Here is a 16,211-nt window from a genome sequence, read left to right on the forward strand (position 1 = left end):
GGCCGTTCAGGAGCCGCTGTGGGACGCCTCCAGGCGGCGTGGGGAGTGGCCGTCCTGGGCGGGGAGGCTCGCCTCGATCTCGTCCAGGGCGCGCCGCGCCGTCGCGATGCGGTCCCGGACGTCGGTGTCGGGGCCCGCGGCCGGCGGAGGGCCCGGCCGCTTGCGTGCGCGGTTGGCCGCGTCCTCGATCTCGCGGGCCTCGTCGAGGGAGTTGAGGACCACCCCGATGAGGACGTTGACCAGTACGAAGGAGGCGAGCAGAGCGTAGGAGGCGTAGTAGACGATGCTGAGCCGGGAGATCTGCAGTCCCGCGCGGACGGCGTCGGTCAGGCCGTCCAGGGTGGTCAGCAGGAACAGCGTGAGCATCGCGCGGCCCACCGAGCCGTAGTGTCCGGGGTCCGACTCGGCGAAGCAGACCCAGCCGACCATGGCGTACACGTACAGCACCAGGCCGCCGACGAACAGGAAGCTGGCGGTGCCGGGCAGGCTGCGGCCGACCGCGATCAGCAGGATGCGCAGGTGCGGAAGGAAACGAGCCGTGCGCAGCACCCGGGCCAGCCGCAGCAGCCGAAGCAGGGTGGTGTTCTCGCGGACGAACGGGACGAAGGCGGAGGCGACGACCGCGAGGTCGAAGAGGTTCCACGGGTCGCGGAAGAATGCTTTCGGCCGGTCCGCGAAGGCGCCGATGCGCAGCAGCATCTCCAGGGTGAACAGGGCCAGGCAGCACTGCTCGGCGGCCCGCAGCAGCCGCCGGTACTCCACGGCCGGCCCGCTGTACGTCTCGACACCCATCAGCGCGGCGTTGAACAGGATCACGCAGAAGACGACCAGCCCGAAGGCGGGGGCCTCGGTGGCAACCCGGCACCGGGCTGCCAGCTTCATGCGACGGCGTCCGGCCGGCCTGGGGTCTGTCATCGTGCTCCTCGTGCTCTCGCGTGCATCACGGGCGAACGGCGGCCCACCTTCCCTAACGCCCGACAGCCGATCGGGTTTCACCACCGTGTGCGCCGCAACGCGCCGAGGCGTGCGCCCCCACCGTCCGAACGGCGGCGGGGACGGACGCCCTCACGACAGTTGCCGCCGTACCAGGTCGTTCACCCCGGCGGCGTGCCCGCTCAGGTAGAAGTGGCCGCCGGCGAAGCGGTGCAGGGCGAAGGGGCCGTCGGTGTGGTCCGCCCAGCCCGCTGCCTCCTCGGCCGTCACCGCCGGGTCCGCGTCCCCGGTGAGGACCGTGATGGGGCAGGTCAGGGCGGGGCCCGGACGGTAGCGGTAGGTCTCGGCGGCCTTGTAGTCGGCGCGGATCGCCGGAAGCACCGACCGCAGCAGCTCGTCGTCGGCCAGGACCGCCGGGTCCGTGCCGCTGAGCGCCTTGATCTCGGCCAGCAGCCGGTCGTCGGGAGCGAGGTGGACCGTCTGGTTCTCCCGGTGGTGCGAGGGAGCCCGGCGGCCCGAGGCGAACAGGGCCACCGGATCCGGCTGCCCGGCCTCCCGCAGCCGCAGCGCCACCTCGAAGGCCAGGGACGCGCCCAGGCTGTGCCCGAACAGCGCCACGGGCCGGTCGCACCAGGGCAGCAGTTCCCGGGTGACCAGGTCCGCGAGCTCCATCAGGTCCTCGACGCACCGCTCGCCGCGCCGGTCCTGGCGGCCCGGGTACTGCACGGGCACCACGTCGGCGTGCGGGGACAGGGCCCGGGACATCGGGAAGTACCAGCTGGCCGCGCCGCCCGCGTGCGGGAAGCAGAACAGCCTCACCGGAGCGTCGTCGGCGGGGTGGAAGCGCCGCAGCCAGTCGCCGGTCGCCGGAAGGGCCGGGGCGGCCGTGGTCGTAGGGGTCATCGTCGTTCGGTTTCCTTTCGGTGGGGGCCCACCCGCTTCAGGGGGCGGTCCAGGAGCCCGGCGGCCGCCAGCCGCGCCCCGGACGCCACAGGGCCCGGGGCGGGGGGCCGGCGAACCGGCCGGCGTCGCCGTCCGGTGGCCGGGCGAGGCAGAGCAGGGCGAGGACGACGGCCGCCAGCTCCGTGCTGTCGGGGGCGCCGCGCACGATCCTCACCTGTGGTTCGGCCCGCTCGCCCATCAGAACGGCGGGTTGCCGTGCTTGCGCTCGGGCAGCGCCACGTGCTTGGCGCGCAGCACCTCCAGCGCGTCCGCGAGCACCTGCCGGGTCGCGGCCGGGTCGATGACGTCGTCCACCAGGCCGCGCTCGGCCGCGTAGTAGGGGTGCATGAGCTCCTGGCGGTACTGCTTGACGCGCTGTGCCCGCGCCGCGTCGGGGTCGTCCGAGGCGGCGATCTCCCGGCGGAAGACGACGTTCGCCGCGCCCTCGGCGCCCATGACGGCGATCTCGTTGGTGGGCCACGCGAAGGACAGGTCCGCGCCGATCGAGCGGGAGTCCATCACGATGTAGGCACCGCCGTACGCCTTGCGCAGGATCACCTGCACCCGGGGCACCGTGGCCGCGCAGTACGCGTACAGGAGTTTCGCGCCGTGCCGGATGACACCGCTGTGCTCCTGGCCGCTGCCCGGCAGGAAGCCCGGCACGTCCACCAGGGTCACCAGCGGGATGCTGAAGGCGTCGCAGGTCTGCACGAACCGAGCCGCCTTCTGCGAGGCGTTGATGTCCAGCACCCCGGCGAGCGAGGCCGGCTGGTTCGCGACGACGCCCACCACGTGGCCGTCCAGCCGGGCGAGACCGCAGATGATGTTGGTCGCCCAGTGGGCGTGGACCTCGAAAAGGTCGCCGTCGTCGACGATCTCCTCGACCACGGCGCGCATGTCGTACGAGCGGGCCGGGTCGGAGGGCACCAGCTCGGACAGCGCCGCGGTGCGCCGGTGGGCCGGGTCGGACGGGACGACCGCCGGCGGCAGCTCCCGGTTGTTGGCCGGCAGGAGCGACAGCAGGTGCCGCACCTCTTCGAGGCACTCCTCCTCCGTGTCGTACAGGAAGGCGCTCGCTCCGGACACCGACGAGTGGACCTGCGCGCCCCCGAGGTCGTCGTGGCTGATCCGCTCGCCGGTCACCGCCTGCACCACGTCGGGGCCCGTGATGTACATCTGGGCGATGTCACGCACCATGAACACGTAGTCCGTCAGGGCGGGGGAGTACGCCGCCCCGCCGGCGCACGGCCCGAGCATCACGCTGATCTGCGGGATCACCCCGGATGCCGCCACGTTGCGGCGGAAGATGCCGCCGTAGCCGGCGAGCGCGGTGACCCCTTCCTGGATCCGGGCGCCCGCGCCGTCGCTGAGCGAGACCAGCGGGGCGCCCGCCGCCAGCGCGAGATCCATCACCTTGTGGATCTTCTGCGCGTGCGCCTCGCCGAGCGAACCGCCGAAGATCCGGAAGTCGTGCGCGTACACGAACACCCGCCGGCCGTCGACCTTTCCCCAGCCGGTGACCACACCGTCGGTGTGCGGCCTGCGGTCCTCCAGTCCGAAGCCCGTTGCCCGGTGCCGGCGCAGCTGCTCGATCTCGCGGAAGGTCCCCGGATCGAAGAGCAGGTCCAGCCGCTCGCGCACCGTCAGCTTGCCGCGGGCGTGCTGCGCCTCGGAGGCGCCGGGCGACGGACCGAGCTCGGCGGACTCCTTGATCGCTCCTAGTTCGGCCACTCGGACACCGACATCGCCAACTGTCATGCTCCACCCGTTTCCTCGGCCGTCGGGGCGCACCTGCGGCGGCCCTGGACAGTGCCTGCCATTGAAGGCAGCGGCGGCGCGCGCGGAGAACAGCGACCACCCCCCTGACCGGGATAGGGGTCGCGCCCCGCCCGCCGCACGGCCGGGCGGGCGCAAGCGCCCCTTAAGGGAGCGCACGCATGATCCGGGGAATCGAGGTCCGCCACTCCACGGGCCCGCAGACCCGGGGGGACCGCGGATGTCAGAGCCACGCTTCGCCACCTTCACCGAACTCCTCCGGGCCAGGGCGGCCGAACTCGCCGACGAGGACGTCCACGTCTTCCTCCGCGAGACGGCAGGCGGGGTGGAGGCCGAACACCTCACCTACGGGCGGCTGGACAGCGAGGCGAGACGCATCGCCGCCGTCCTCCAGGAGTACGACGTCGCCGGCCGGCCCGTGCTGCTCGTCTACTCCTCCACCGCCGAGTTCCTCAAGGCCTTCGCCGGCTGCCTCTACGCCGGCGCCGTCGCCGTACCCGTACCGATGCCGGGCGAAGCCGGCCGGGACAAGCGCCTCAACCGCACCACCGCCGTACTGGGGGACACCGGCGCGACCCTCGTGCTGACCGAGACGGCCGCCGCCCCCGAGGTCGCACTGTGGCTCGCCCGCAACTCCCGGCCCGACGCTGCGTGCCTGGTCAGCGACGTGCCCGGGGTGGGTGACGCCGATGCCTGGCAGCCCGTCACCGCCCGCCCGGACGACCTGGTGTTCCTCCAGTACACCTCGGGCTCCGTCTCCGAACCGCGCGGCGTGACCGTCTCGCACCGCAACCTCCTCGCCAACCAGGCCGCCCTGCAGAAGGTGCTGCGCACCACCCGCGAGGACCGCTTCGGCAGCTGGCTGCCCTACTTCCACGACATGGGACTGGTCGCCCACCTGCTGCACCCCGTCTGGCTCGGCACCCACTGCGTCCAGGTCACCCCGCTGTCCTTCGTCAAACACCCGCTGCGCTGGCTCCAGGCCGTCGACCGCTACGGCGTCACCGTGGGCGGCGGCCCCAACTTCAGCTACGACCTGTGCGCACGCCGGGTGAAGGACGAGCAGATCGCGGACCTGGACCTGTCCCGCTGGCGCCTGGCCCTCAACGGCGCCGAACCCGTACGCCCGGAAAGCCTCGACGAGTTCGCCCGGCGCTTCGCCCCCGCCGGTTTCCGGCCCGAGGCCCTCTACCCCTGCTACGGACTGGCCGAGGCCACCCTGGTGGTCTCCGGCGGCGTGCCCGGCACCCCGCACGTACGCAAGGACTTCGACAGGACCGCCCTGGAACACGACCGGGTGCTCCGGGCGGCGGCGGGCGGGCGCGTCCGGACCCTGGTCGGCTGCGGCACTCCGGTCGACGTGGAGGTCCGCGTCGTCGACCCGCTGACCCACCACGAACTCCCGGCCGGCACCGTCGGCGAGATCTGGCTGCGGGGCCACAGCGTGGCCCGCGGCTACTGGCGCCGCCCCACCGAGACCGCCCACACCTTCCGCGCCAGCCTCAACGACGAGGAGAGCAACTTCCTGCGCACCGGCGACCTGGGCATGCTGGAGGACGGCGAGCTGTTCGTCACCGGGCGGCTCAAGGAAGTCGTCATCGTCAACGGCCGCAACGTCTACCCCCAGGACGTCGAATGGGCCGCGCGCACGGTCAGCCCCGCGCTGACCCTCGGCGCGGGCGCCGCGTTCTCCGTGGACGCCGGCGGCGAACAGCTCGTCCTCGTCCAGGAGGTCCGCGGCGCGGGCGGAGCCGAGCTGCGCACGGTCGCGCAGCGGATCCAGGCCCTGATCGGCAAGGAGTTCGAGATCCCCGCCGGCAACGTGCTCCTCGTACGCCCCGGCACCGTACGCCGCACCAGCAGCGGCAAGGTCCAGCGCACCCTCATGCGGGGACTGTTCCTCGACGGCGTGCTGCGTGGCGACTACGAAGTGCTGACCCCGGACGTACGGGCGCTGGCGCGGCCGCAGGACGTGCTGTTCGGCGAGGACCTGCTGCGTCCGGAAGGAGCCGACGGAGGAAGACGGTGGTGACGAGGCTCCTCGGCGCCGCGGCGGCCGCGCAGCAGCGCGAGGACGCCGTCCGCGCGCGGGTGGCCGAGCTGGAGGCACGGTTCGGCGACCCCACCGACCCGGACAACCCGGTCGGCTACACCGCCCTGCTGGAGGCCGACCGGGCCGCGGTGCCCTTCGCCGCCGGCGAGGCGCTGCTCGACGACTTCCGGATCGCCGAGGAGTACGTGCCGCGCGCCCTCGGCGGTCGGCTCGACGGGATGGACACCCTGGTCAGGATCATGCGGCCGGTCTTCCGCCGGGACGTGGGACTGGCCATGGGCCACGGCATGACCACCTTCATGGCCGCCTCCGACGTCTGGGCCGCCGGCAGTTCCCGGCAGCGCCACTGGCTCGCCGGGCTGCTGCGCGGCGGCGGCAAGGCGGCCATCGCCCAGCACGAGACCGCCCACAGCAACGACTTCGTGCGCAGCCAGGTCACGGCCCGCCGCAGCGCCGACGGCTACCTGATCAGCGGCGGCAAGCCGCTGGTCAACAACCTGGAACGGGCCGGCGCCCTGGTGCTGTTCTGCCGTACCGACCCCGCCCCGGGCAGCGGCAGCCACTCGGTGCTCCTGCTGGAGCCCGGACAGCTGACCGGCGCACGGGCGGCGGTGACGGCCCGCCGGACCCCGGTCGGGCTGCGCGGCTGCCGGTTCGCCGGGGTGGAGTTCGACGACTGCCCGGTGCCCGGGTCGGCCCTGCTGGGCCCCGAGGGCAGCGGGATCCGGACGGCCCTGCGGTCGTTCCAGATCAGCCGTACCGTGATCGCCGCGACGGCCGTCGCGGCACTCGACACCAGCCTGCGCACCGCCGTCCGCTTCGACCGGGAACGCTCCGGCGGATGGCAGGCGGGCGGGGGCGGCCGGGACGGCGGCCGCACCGGAGCGGCCCTCACCAACGCCTTCGTCAACCTGCTGCTCTACGACGCCCTCGCCGTCGTCGCCACCCGCGCCCTGCACCTGCTGCCCGCCGAGACCAGCGTCTACTCGGCGGCGCTCAAGTACCTGCTGCCCCGCGTGCTGACCGAGACCATGTACGACCTGTCCATCGTGCTGGGCTCGGGCTTCTACACCCGCGAGGGCACGCTCGGCATCTTCCAGAAACACGTCAGGGACGTGCCGGTGCTCAGCCTCGGCCACGCCGGGACCGTCGCCTGCCAGGCCACGGTCATCCCGCAGATGCCCCGTCTGGCGCGGGCCTCGTGGTTCGCCGAGGACGAGGCGCCCGCCGACCTGTTCCGGCTGCACGGCGACCTGCCGCCGCTGCGGACCGAACGGCTCAGCCTCGCGTGCGGGCGGGACTCCCTCAGCGCGACCATGCTGGCCGTCAGCGCGGGCATCGACGGCGACGGCCCCGTCGAGCGAGGCCTGCGGACCCTCGCGCACCAGCTGGTCGGGGAGTTCCGCGACGTACGCCGCCGGGTCCTGGCGCTGGAGGCGGCCGGGGCGGAGGCCGCCGCACGGCCCGCGAGGTTCGCCCTCATGGACCGGTACGCGCTGCTCCTCGCCGCCGCCGCCGTGCTCGGCCTGTGGGACCAGGCCCGCTACGGCCCCGACCCGTTCCTCGCCGACCCGTCCTGGGCGGCCGCCGCACTGCACCGCATCGCCCGTCGGCTGGGCGCGCGCGTCGCCGACCTGCCGGCGGAGTGCGAGACCCGGATCCGGCACGAGGTCCAGCTCCGCTTCAGCACCCAGATCAGCTACGACCTCTACTCCACTCCCATCCCTGGCTGACCGGCAGCCCCGGCCGGCCGGCGGATGCGCCGTACGCACCGAAGGAGCCCCACGATGAGCGTTCACACCGGCCGGCCCGCCACCGCCGACGGCGTCCTGCCGCAGGAGTGGCTGTACGCCCGGCTCTCGCTGTACCTGCGGCGCGCCCCCGAGACGATCGACCCCACCGTGCCGTTCGCCGAGTACGGGATGGACTCGGTGGCGGCGCTGAGCCTGTGCGGCGACCTGGAGGACGAATTCGGCCTGGAGGTGGAGCCGACGCTGCTCTGGGACCACCCCACCGTGGAGAGCCTCGTCCGCCACCTGTCGTCGGTGCTCCCCGCCGCTCCGGCCCACGCGCGGGACCGGCACTGATGGGGGACGTCGCCATCGTCGGGATCGACTGCACGTTCCCCGGGGCGGCGGGCGTGCAGGCGTACTGGGACCTGCTCATGCGCGGCGGGGCCGGCATCACCCCGGTGCCCGAGCAGCGCTGGGACGCCCGGGACTTCCCCGCCGTCGCAGGCAGCGGCGGTTTCATCGACGACGCCGATGTCTTCGACAGCGACTTCTTCTCGGTCACCCCCCGCGAGGCCGCCGCGATGGACCCGCACCACAGGCTGCTGCTGCCGTGCGCCTGGCGGGCGCTGGAGGACTCGGGCACGGCCCCCGGCGACCTCGCGGGCACCGAGACCGGGGTGTTCGTCGGGGTCATGGGCGGTGAGTGGGGCCGGCTCACGATGAGCGACCTCGCACGCGTCACCCCGCTGCTCGGCTCCGGCAGCAGCGCGGGCATGGCGGCCAACCGGATCTCCTACCACTTCAACTTCACCGGACCGAGCCTCGCCGTCGACACGGCCTGCTCGTCCTCACTGGTCGCCGTCCACCTGGCGGCGGGCGCCCTGCTGACCGGGGAGTGCGACACCGCCCTGGCCGGCGGGGTCAACATCGTGCTCTCGCCCTCGCTGGGCATGGTGTACGGGCAGCTCGGCCTGGCCGCCGCCGACGGGCGCTGCAAACCCTTCAGCGCGGACGCCGACGGGATCGGCCGCAGCGACGGAGTGGGCCTGGTCGTGCTGCGGCGGCTGGAGGACGCCCTCGCGGAGGGCCGGCGGATCTACGCCGTGCTGCGCGGCAGCGCCGTCAACCAGGACGGCCGCAGCAACGGGGTGATCGCCCCCAACCGCTGGTCCCAGCAGCGGGTACTGGACTCCGCCTACCGGCGTGCCGGGATCGCCCCGGACCGTGTCGCTTTCGTGGAGGCGCACGGCACCGGAACCGTCCTGGGCGACGCCATCGAGTGCGCGGCGCTGGGCGCGGTGCACGCAGTCCCGCGCGAGACCCCGTGCGCGATCGGCTCGGTCAAGGGCAACCTCGGCCACACCGAAGGCGCGGCGGGTATTGCCGGCCTCATCAAGACGGCCCTCGCCCTGCACCACCGCATCGTCCCCGCCAGCCTCTTCGCCGACCGCGAGAACCCGCAGCTGCGGCTCGGCGAGCGCGGCCTGCGGCTGCTGAAGTCGCCGATGCGGCTGCCGCGCGGGGAGAGCCTCGCCGGCGTCAGCAGCTTCGGCATGGGCGGCACGAACGCCCACGCGGTCCTCGGCTCGGCGCTGCGGACCCCGCGCACCGCCGGCGCCGGCGGCGGCCGTACACGCGGCGCGCGCGACGCCGTCGGCGTCTTCACCGTCAGCGCCGACACCCCCGAGGCCCTGCGCCGCAACCTCGCCGCCCAGGCCGACGCGGTGGCCCGGCGGCCGCGCGGCGGCGCGGCCGCCCTGTGCCGCAGCAGCAACCTCGTCAAGACCGGCCTGCCGCACCGCTTCGCGGTCCCCGTCCGCGACACCGGCGAACTCGTCGACGCCCTGCGCCGCGCGGCGGCGCTCCAGGACACGGCCGCCGGCGCCGTCCGTGCGTGGGGCAGGCCCGTCACGGCCTTCCTCTTCAGCGGCCAGGGCAGCGAGTTCCCCGGCATGACGGCCGGGCTGCACCGTGACTCGCCGCTCTACCGCCGGCACCTCGCCGAGGCCGACGCGGCACTCGCCCCGCACCTCGGCGAGTCGGTGCGCGACCTCCTCGTCGGCGGCGACGAGCGCGTGCACCGGCCGCGCTTCGCGCAGCCCGCCCTGTTCGCCGTCGGGTACGCCCTGGCCCGCACGCTCACCTCGCTCGGCGTGACCCCCGCCGCCGTCCTCGGCCACAGCCTCGGCGAGTACGCCGCCGCCGTCACCGCAGGCGCCCTCGGCCTGGAGGAGGCCGCCCGGCTCGTCGTCCGGCGCGGCGCCCTGACGGACGAACTCCCCTCCGGCGGCGGCATGATCGCCACGAGCGCCGGCCCGGAGGAGCTCGCCGCACTGCTTGCGGCCGAGCCCGGCACGGTGGCGGCAGCCCTCAACGGCCCCTCCGACACCGTGCTCTCCGGCCCCCTGGACGCGCTGGACAGGCTCACGGAGCAGCTCGCCCGCCGCGGCGTCCGGGTCCGGCCGCTGCCCGTCTCCCACGCCTTCCACTCACCCCTGATGGCCCGGGCCGCCGCGGGTCTGCGCACCGAGACGGTGCTGTGCGCGCCGCCCGCCGTGCCGCTGGCCTCGACCCGGTACGGCCGGATGCTGCGCCACGAGCTCATGGACGCCGGCTACTGGGCCGACCAGATCGAGGAGCCGGTCCTCATGGACAGCGCGCTGGGAGCGCTCGTCGCGGACGTGGCCCCCACGCATCTGATCGAGATCGGTCCGCGCGGCCTGCTCCTGCAGATCGCCGCCCGCGGCGGGCGCGCACCCGCCGTGGAGTACCTCCACCCGTCCCCGGGCCCCCGGGCCACCGGCCTGGAGCTCGCCGAGACCGTCGCGGCCCTGTACCGGGGCGGGCTCGACCCGCTGTGGGAGGAGCTGTACGCCCCCGAGCACCGCAGCGCCGAGGCCCTGGCCCCGTACGTCTTCTCCTCGGCGCGGCGCTCCTGGGACCGGGAGTCCTTCGTCCAGACGGCCCGGCCGCACGCCGCGCACGCCGCGCCCGTCACCGCGCTCACCGCCGAACGGCCGGAGCCGTCCGGCGGTGCCGACATCGGGGCGCAGGGCCCCGACGCGGACGACCCGGTGCTGCACGCGGTGGTGCGGGCCGTCGCCGCGGTCGGCGGCCACCCGCCCGAGCGCGTCGTGCCCGAGGCCCGCTTCTACGAGGACCTCGGATTCGACTCGGTGATGATCATGCAGCTCAAGAACGAGGTGGAGGCTCGGCTGCCACGGGTCGGCGAGGTGTCCGTGCAGCAGATGCTGCCGGCGCTGCGGTCCGTCGGCGCGCTGGCAGAATTCCTGGGAGACGTGCTCATGGCGAGGTCGGCGTGACACGGGGACCGGACGCGGCCGGCCACGGCACGGTGTACCTCGCCTCGACCGGTACGGCGCTGCCCGGAGAGCCGGTGGACAACACCGCGCTCGGCAGGCTGCTCGGGGTCAGCGAGGAGTGGATCGACATCTTCGTCGGCACGCGGACCCGCCACTTCGGCTGGGACCCGGTCACCGGAGAGGTCCGCGGCTCGCTCGCCGACCTGTGCACCGAGGCCGGCGCGCGGGCCATGGACGCCGCCGGACTCGGCCCAGCCGACATCGAGTTCGTGGTGCTGGCCACCGCGACCCCCGACACGCTCCTGCCGACCACCGCGAGCGAGGTCGCGGACCGGCTCGGCCTCGACCACCTGCCGGTCTACCAGATCCAGGCCGGCTGCTCCGGCGCCGTCCAGGCCCTCGACCTCGGCCGCACCCTGGTCCTCGGCGGCCGGCGGGCCGGACTGGTCCTCGGCGGGGACGTCACCCACCGATTCCTCTCGCCCCGGCGGGACACCGCCCGGATGCCCACCGAGGAACTGGTCAACCACGTCCTGTTCGGCGACGGGGCCGGAGCCGCCGTCCTCACGGACGAACCCGAGGGCGAGCGGATCGCCCTGCGGTCCGTGCTCAGCTCCTTCACCGGGCGCGGCCGCCCGCCCGGTCAGCTCCTGGACTGGTACGGCACCACCGACCGGGACTCGCAGCGGCGGATGCTGGCCGAGGACTACAAGGCGATCGAGGAGCACGTGCCCGCCCTCTCCGTGGAGATCCTCTGGGAGCTGCTCGGCGGGCTCGGGTGGAGCCTCGACGACCTCGCCTTCCTGCTGCCGCCCCAACTGTCCGAGCGGATGACCGCCCGCATCGTCGAGCGGCTCCCGGCCGGGCCCGCCCGGGAGGTCTCCTGCGTCTCCGACACCGGGAACACGGGCAACGCCCTTCCCTTCCTGCAAGTCGAACGGCTGCTGCCGGAGTTCGCCGCCGGGGACCGCGCGCTGGCCCTGTGCGTGGAGTCCAGCAGGTGGATCAGAGCCGGGTTCGCCCTGGAGAAGGTGTGAGGCACCCCATGACGAAGGCACCGGACCGGCTGCGCGAACTACGTGAACTGCGCGAACGGGGACTGCTGGAGAAGTCCTACGACCGGGTGCCCGCGCTGCTCGCCGAGGAGGACGGTCCCGGCGACGCGGCCGCGGCGGGCCGCCTGCTCGCGGGCCTCGACCACGACGCGGTACTCGACCGCCACCCGCACACCCCGGTGGTGACGGTGGCGGTCACCGGCCAGTCCACCGTGGGCCACGTCGTCGACCCCCTCAGGGGCGAACTGGCCCGCCACGGCATGCTGCTGCGCCCGGTGCTCGGCGAGCACGGCACGTACCTGCGCGACCTCACCGATCCGGCCGGCGAACTCCGGGCGGCCGCACCCGAGCTCACCCTGTGCCTGCTGGACGCCGAGACCCTCTTCTCCCAGGTCCCCGCGGTGTGGGGACCCGAGGACGTCGAGCGCGCGGGGGAGGAGGCACTGGACCGGTGCGCCGCCCTGGCCACCCAGGCCCCCGGGACCCTGGTGCTCAACACCGTGCCGCTGCCGCGCTCCTACAGCCACCAGCTGGTCGACCACCGCTCCCGGGCCCGGCTGGGAGCCGTGTGGCGGGAGTTCAACGCCCGCCTGCTGCGGCTGACCGAGTCCGCCGCCCGGCTGGTGGTGATCGACCTGGAACCGCTGGTCGGCGAGGGCGGGCCGGTCACCGACCCGCGCCTGGCCCGCCACGCCGGGGTACAGCTCGGCGCGGGACTCCTGGCGGCGTACGCCCGCGAGATCGGACACCTGGCCCGCGCGCTCCGCGGCAGGGTCCGCAAGTGCCTCGTGCTCGACCTCGACAACACCCTGTGGGACGGGGTGCTCGGCGAGGACGGCCCCGACGGCGTCGCGGCGGCCGGCACCCTGCGCGGGGAGGCGTTCGGCGCCTTCCAGAAGTGCGTCAAGCAGCTCGCCTCCCAGGGCGTGCTCCTCGCCGTCAGCAGCAAGAACGACGAGGACCTCGTCCTGGAGACGCTCGCCGCCCATCCCGATCTGGTCCTGCGGGAGCCGGACTTCGCCGCGGTCAACGCCAACTGGGAGCCCAAGGACGGCAACCTCGCCGACATCGCGCGCACCCTGGACCTCGGCCCCGACGCCCTCGTCTTCGCCGACGACTCGCCGGCCGAACGCGCCCAGGTCCGCCTCGGCGCACCCGGCGTCGCCGTCGTGGCGCTCGACGAGGAACCCGCGCTGCACGTCACCCGGCTGCTTGCCGACGGCTGGTTCGACACCCTGCGGCTGACCGACGAGGACCGCGCCAGGAGCGGCGAGTACCGCAGACGGCGCGAGCGCGGGGCGCTGCGGGCCGGTTCGGGCTCGTACGAGGAGTTCCTGCGAGCCTTGGAGGTGAGCGTCGGGCTCGGCCCGCCCGGCCGCCACGAGTTCGCCCGCGTGTCCCAATTGACGCTGCGGACCAACCAGTTCAACCTGACCGGTGTGGGGTACACGGAAACCGGGCTGGCCCTGCGGGCCGCCGCTCCCGGGCGGCTGCTGCTCGTGGCGCGCAGCGCGGACCGGTTCGGTGACAACGGGCTGGTGGGTGCGGTGCTCGGAACCGTCGCCGGGGAGGTGCTCCAGCTGGACGGCATGTGGCTCAGCTGCCGGGTGCTCGGCCGCGGCGTGGAACAGGCCTGCCTCGCGCTGCTGCTGGCCCGCGCGCGGGAACTCGGGCTGTCCGCGGTCGGCGCCCGGTACGTGCCCACCGCCCGCAACCACCGGGCCCGGGACTTCTATCCGTCCTGCGGCTTCATTCCGGCGGTCCCCGACGCGAGCGAAGGCGCCGCCGGCGGTCCGGTGGTGTTCCACCACGACCTGGCGCGGCTGCCGGAGGTCCCCGCGCACGTGCGCATCACCGAAACCCCGGGCGGAGGGCGGGCCGATGGGTCTCGATAGCCTCGACGTGTTCCTGCGGACGGTCCGCGACGACCTCGGCCTGGCCATCGCGGTTCCCGAAGGCGCGGACACGGCCCTGGGCGACCTGCCGGGCTGGGACTCGCTGAACCTGCTCCGGCTGCTGGCGCTCCTGGAGGAGTCCGGCCACCGGGTTCCGGTACACCGCCTTCTGGAGGCGCGCTGCCTCCGGGAGGTCCACACACTCGTGAAGGAGTACGGATGACTGCCCCGGGCAGCCCCTCGCTCGGCCCGCCGCTCGGTGAGCCCGTCGCCGTGGTACCGGGCGGCGACTCGTGGGACCGGGTCCGGGACGACCTGGCCACCCACGGGACAGCCCTGGTCTACGCGCGACTGAGGGACCTGGAGCCGGTCGTGCCCTCCGGTGACGGGTTGCGCGAGCTGCTCGGCCGCGACTGGACGCGCTACCTCGACCTCACGCACGCCGACGTGCGGGGCCGCTACATCGCCTCCCGGATGCTCCTCAAGTACGCGGCGAGCGCGGTGCTCGACAGCGATCCCGCCGACCTGGAGCTGGCCTACGGGCCGACCGGCCGCCCGTACCTGCGCGGCTGCGACCAGATCGACATCAGCCTCAGCCACACCGACGACCTGCTGCTCGTCGGTCTGACGACCTGCGGGCTGATCGGGGTCGACGCGGAGCGCGCCGACCGCGAGATGCACGGCAGCGGCCTCGGCCGGCACATCTGCACCCCGTACGAGTCGGTGCTGCTGTCGGGGATGCCGGAACCGCAGCGCAACGACGCCCTCGTGCGCCTGTGGACGCTCAAGGAGGCCTACAGCAAGGCGATCGGACAGGGCATGCAGTTCCGGTTCACCGAGTTCGGCTTCGGCCCCGACGGCAGGGCCGTACGGGTCCAGCGGCCCGACGGCACCGCGGGGACCGGGGACGAGTGGATCTTCCGCACGTTCCCCGTCGCCGACGGGTACGTGGTCAGTGCGGCCGTGTACGACGCGGGCTTCGGCCGGCTCCAGGACGCCCACGTGACGACGATGCTCGACCAGGACTGCGTGGACGCCATCACGGAGGCGCTCGAGGAGGTCCCGGACGGGGCCTGACCGGACGGGAGGCCGGGCCCTGCACGGGCCCGGCCGACACCGGCTAGTGCTGCGGCCCCCCGGCGAGCATCTCCTGGCGGGCGGCGTTGTAGCCGGCCTGGAAGCGGCTGGTGGCCTCCAGCTCCTCGGTGATCTCGGCGATGTGGCGGCGGCAGGTGCGCACGGACATGCCGAGCCGCCGGGCGACCATCTCGTCCTTGTAGCCCTTGGTCATCAGCCGGATGATCGACCACTTGAGCTCGTCGGAGGAGGCGGGGGACCGTTGGGACTCCACCACGTAGGGGCTCGCCCCGTCCCACAGGTACTCGAAGACCGAGCACAGGAACGCCACCAGGGTGGGCTCGCGCACGATCGCCGCGCCGGGGGTGCGGTCGCCGGCGGACCGTTCCGGCAGGAACGCCACCTCCCGGTCGTAGATGATCAGCCGGTCGATGACCTCGTCGGCGGTACGGATCTCCGCGCCCTGTTCGCTGACCTCGCGCACGTAGCTGCGGGTCGGCAGGTCGTTGCGGGCGGTGTGCTGGTAGATGGTCCGGATCCGCACCCCGCGCTCGAGGGTCGTCAGCGCGGACTCCCTGGCCTGGGCCAGCGCGTACGCGGGGCGGGCCCCGCCGGGCTGCACGGTGAGCATCTCGCTCTGGCAGCTCTGGGTGAGGTGGTTGAGCATCGACTGGATGCGGGAGACGTCGGTGATGACGTCGAAGGCCTCCAGCCGGTTGCGCACCCGGCGGCCCTCGAAGTACAGGGGCGTCAGGGAGAGCAGTTTGGCCCGGACGTCCGTGACCGCCTGCTGGAGGTCGCGTATGTGGCGTTCGGCGGGTGCGACCAGGGACGCGGCCGCGACGTCGGGCGTGACGGGGGTCAGCTCCGAGGGGTTTCCCGGCATCGCCTGTAAGAGGCGGACCCCGCTCAGCACCTGTTCCACCCGGGCGATCTCGTCGGGCGTCACAGAGAGCTGTTCGGCGATCCGTTCCCGCTCGAAGCGGCCGTACTCGACGGCCAGGCCGTATGCCGCGGCACTGACGTCGTCCAGCTCGGCGAACCCCGAATCCGAGCCCTCCCCTGCAAACATGTCAGCCCCCGCTGATTGATGTATTTGCTGCCACGTAACTTTACGCCAACGTACCGCCCTTGGCGGGATTGATCGAGAGCGAGCACTCTGTTCCCATCAACCGAGCCGCAGAGCCGGAAGTGGCGAGCGGTACGGATGAGTAGATCTCGATCTTCGACTGGGGGAAGTCGTGAGAACAGTTTCCGTTAAGGTCTTCTCGATTTGCTTGACTGCGGTGACCAGTGTGGTATTGGCGGTGGGGGTTCAGGTCATGACGGGACCGGTCGTGTCCGGAGCGTCCGCCGAGTCGGCCGTCACCGCCCCGCTGACCGACTCCGACACCGGAACCGACGTCGGGGCCAAGCCCGAGGAC

General features: G+C 73.6%; 13 protein-coding genes. 8 read left to right on the forward strand and 5 right to left on the reverse strand.

The features are described from left to right. Positions 1-6: 6 nt before the first annotated feature. The 4 genes from ACZ6JS_RS17740 to ACZ6JS_RS17755 form a co-directional block, all read right to left on the reverse strand. Positions 7-915, reverse strand: a complete 909-nt coding sequence (locus tag ACZ6JS_RS17740; protein ID WP_469298891.1) for an ion transporter — start codon at positions 913-915, stop codon at positions 7-9. 150 nt (positions 916-1,065) lie between these two features. After that, positions 1,066-1,836, reverse strand: coding sequence for a thioesterase II family protein (locus ACZ6JS_RS17745; RefSeq protein WP_469298892.1), 771 nt, complete (start codon positions 1,834-1,836; stop codon positions 1,066-1,068). 37 nt (positions 1,837-1,873) lie between these two features. After that, positions 1,874-2,041: an acyl-CoA carboxylase epsilon subunit gene (locus tag ACZ6JS_RS17750; RefSeq protein WP_469298894.1), complete on the reverse strand. Its 168-nt coding sequence runs from the start codon at positions 2,039-2,041 to the stop codon at positions 1,874-1,876. Between the two features lie 32 nt (positions 2,042-2,073). Beyond that, entirely contained in the window at positions 2,074-3,633 is a 1,560-nt protein-coding gene (locus ACZ6JS_RS17755) for an acyl-CoA carboxylase subunit beta (protein ID WP_469298896.1), read from the reverse strand. A gap of 238 nt (positions 3,634-3,871) precedes the next feature. Here ACZ6JS_RS17755 and ACZ6JS_RS17760 point away from each other — a divergent pair, with 238 nt between their 5' ends. Genes ACZ6JS_RS17760 through ACZ6JS_RS17795 form a run of 8 tightly spaced genes read left to right on the forward strand, consistent with a single transcriptional unit; the run spans position 3,872 to position 14,787 of the window. Continuing rightward, positions 3,872-5,683 carry a fatty acyl-AMP ligase gene (locus tag ACZ6JS_RS17760; RefSeq protein WP_469298898.1) on the forward strand — a complete coding sequence of 604 codons (1,812 nt, stop codon included), beginning with the start codon at positions 3,872-3,874 and terminating at the stop codon, positions 5,681-5,683. After that, positions 5,677-7,437, forward strand: a complete 1,761-nt coding sequence (locus tag ACZ6JS_RS17765) for an acyl-CoA dehydrogenase (protein ID WP_469298899.1) — start codon at positions 5,677-5,679, stop codon at positions 7,435-7,437. Before ACZ6JS_RS17760 ends, ACZ6JS_RS17765 begins: the two co-directional genes overlap by 7 nt. A 54-nt stretch (positions 7,438-7,491) precedes the next feature. Then, positions 7,492-7,791: an acyl carrier protein gene (locus ACZ6JS_RS17770; RefSeq protein ID WP_469298901.1), complete on the forward strand. Its 300-nt coding sequence runs from the start codon at positions 7,492-7,494 to the stop codon at positions 7,789-7,791. Further along, on the forward strand, positions 7,791-10,760 hold the full coding sequence (locus tag ACZ6JS_RS17775; RefSeq protein WP_469298902.1) for a type I polyketide synthase: 2,970 nt from the start codon (positions 7,791-7,793) through the stop codon (positions 10,758-10,760). Before ACZ6JS_RS17770 ends, ACZ6JS_RS17775 begins: the two co-directional genes overlap by 1 nt. After that, positions 10,757-11,797 carry a 3-oxoacyl-ACP synthase III family protein gene (locus tag ACZ6JS_RS17780; protein WP_469298904.1) on the forward strand — a complete coding sequence of 347 codons (1,041 nt, stop codon included), beginning with the start codon at positions 10,757-10,759 and terminating at the stop codon, positions 11,795-11,797. Before ACZ6JS_RS17775 ends, ACZ6JS_RS17780 begins: the two co-directional genes overlap by 4 nt. An 8-nt stretch (positions 11,798-11,805) precedes the next feature. After that, the gene (locus tag ACZ6JS_RS17785) at positions 11,806-13,710 is read left to right on the forward strand and encodes an HAD-IIIC family phosphatase (RefSeq protein ID WP_469298906.1); all 1,905 of its coding nucleotides are present in this window, start codon (positions 11,806-11,808) and stop codon (positions 13,708-13,710) included. After that, entirely contained in the window at positions 13,697-13,933 is a 237-nt protein-coding gene (locus tag ACZ6JS_RS17790) for a phosphopantetheine-binding protein (protein ID WP_469298907.1), read from the forward strand. Before ACZ6JS_RS17785 ends, ACZ6JS_RS17790 begins: the two co-directional genes overlap by 14 nt. Further along, complete coding sequence (locus ACZ6JS_RS17795) at positions 13,930-14,787, forward strand: 4'-phosphopantetheinyl transferase family protein (protein WP_469298909.1); 858 nt, start codon at positions 13,930-13,932, stop codon at positions 14,785-14,787. The genes ACZ6JS_RS17790 and ACZ6JS_RS17795 overlap by 4 nt, the downstream gene beginning before the upstream one ends. A gap of 43 nt (positions 14,788-14,830) precedes the next feature. Here the strand turns inward: ACZ6JS_RS17795 and ACZ6JS_RS17800 are convergent, their stop codons facing one another. Then, positions 14,831-15,859, reverse strand: coding sequence for a LuxR C-terminal-related transcriptional regulator (locus tag ACZ6JS_RS17800; RefSeq protein WP_469298911.1), 1,029 nt, complete (start codon positions 15,857-15,859; stop codon positions 14,831-14,833). Positions 15,860-16,211: the final 352 nt, after the last annotated feature.

It is taken from the genome of Streptomyces sp. NPDC046349, from assembly GCF_055587885.1.

What these genes read in the sequence shown, in the direction of transcription:
- ACZ6JS_RS17745 (WP_469298892.1), bottom strand. Translation starts at nt 1,836, where the DNA reads ATGACCCCTACGACCACGGCCGCCCCGGCCCTTCCGGCGACCGGCGAC.
- ACZ6JS_RS17800 (WP_469298911.1), bottom strand. Translation starts at nt 15,859, where the DNA reads ATGTTTGCAGGGGAGGGCTCGGATTCGGGGTTCGCCGAGCTGGACGAC.
- ACZ6JS_RS17755 (WP_469298896.1), bottom strand. Translation starts at nt 3,633, where the DNA reads ATGACAGTTGGCGATGTCGGTGTCCGAGTGGCCGAACTAGGAGCGATC.
- ACZ6JS_RS17785 (WP_469298906.1), top strand. Translation starts at nt 11,806, where the DNA reads ATGACGAAGGCACCGGACCGGCTGCGCGAACTACGTGAACTGCGCGAA.
- ACZ6JS_RS17795 (WP_469298909.1), top strand. Translation starts at nt 13,930, where the DNA reads ATGACTGCCCCGGGCAGCCCCTCGCTCGGCCCGCCGCTCGGTGAGCCC.
- ACZ6JS_RS17760 (WP_469298898.1), top strand. Translation starts at nt 3,872, where the DNA reads ATGTCAGAGCCACGCTTCGCCACCTTCACCGAACTCCTCCGGGCCAGG.
- ACZ6JS_RS17740 (WP_469298891.1), bottom strand. Translation starts at nt 915, where the DNA reads ATGACAGACCCCAGGCCGGCCGGACGCCGTCGCATGAAGCTGGCAGCC.
- ACZ6JS_RS17790 (WP_469298907.1), top strand. Translation starts at nt 13,697, where the DNA reads ATGGGTCTCGATAGCCTCGACGTGTTCCTGCGGACGGTCCGCGACGAC.
- ACZ6JS_RS17770 (WP_469298901.1), top strand. Translation starts at nt 7,492, where the DNA reads ATGAGCGTTCACACCGGCCGGCCCGCCACCGCCGACGGCGTCCTGCCG.
- ACZ6JS_RS17775 (WP_469298902.1), top strand. Translation starts at nt 7,791, where the DNA reads ATGGGGGACGTCGCCATCGTCGGGATCGACTGCACGTTCCCCGGGGCG.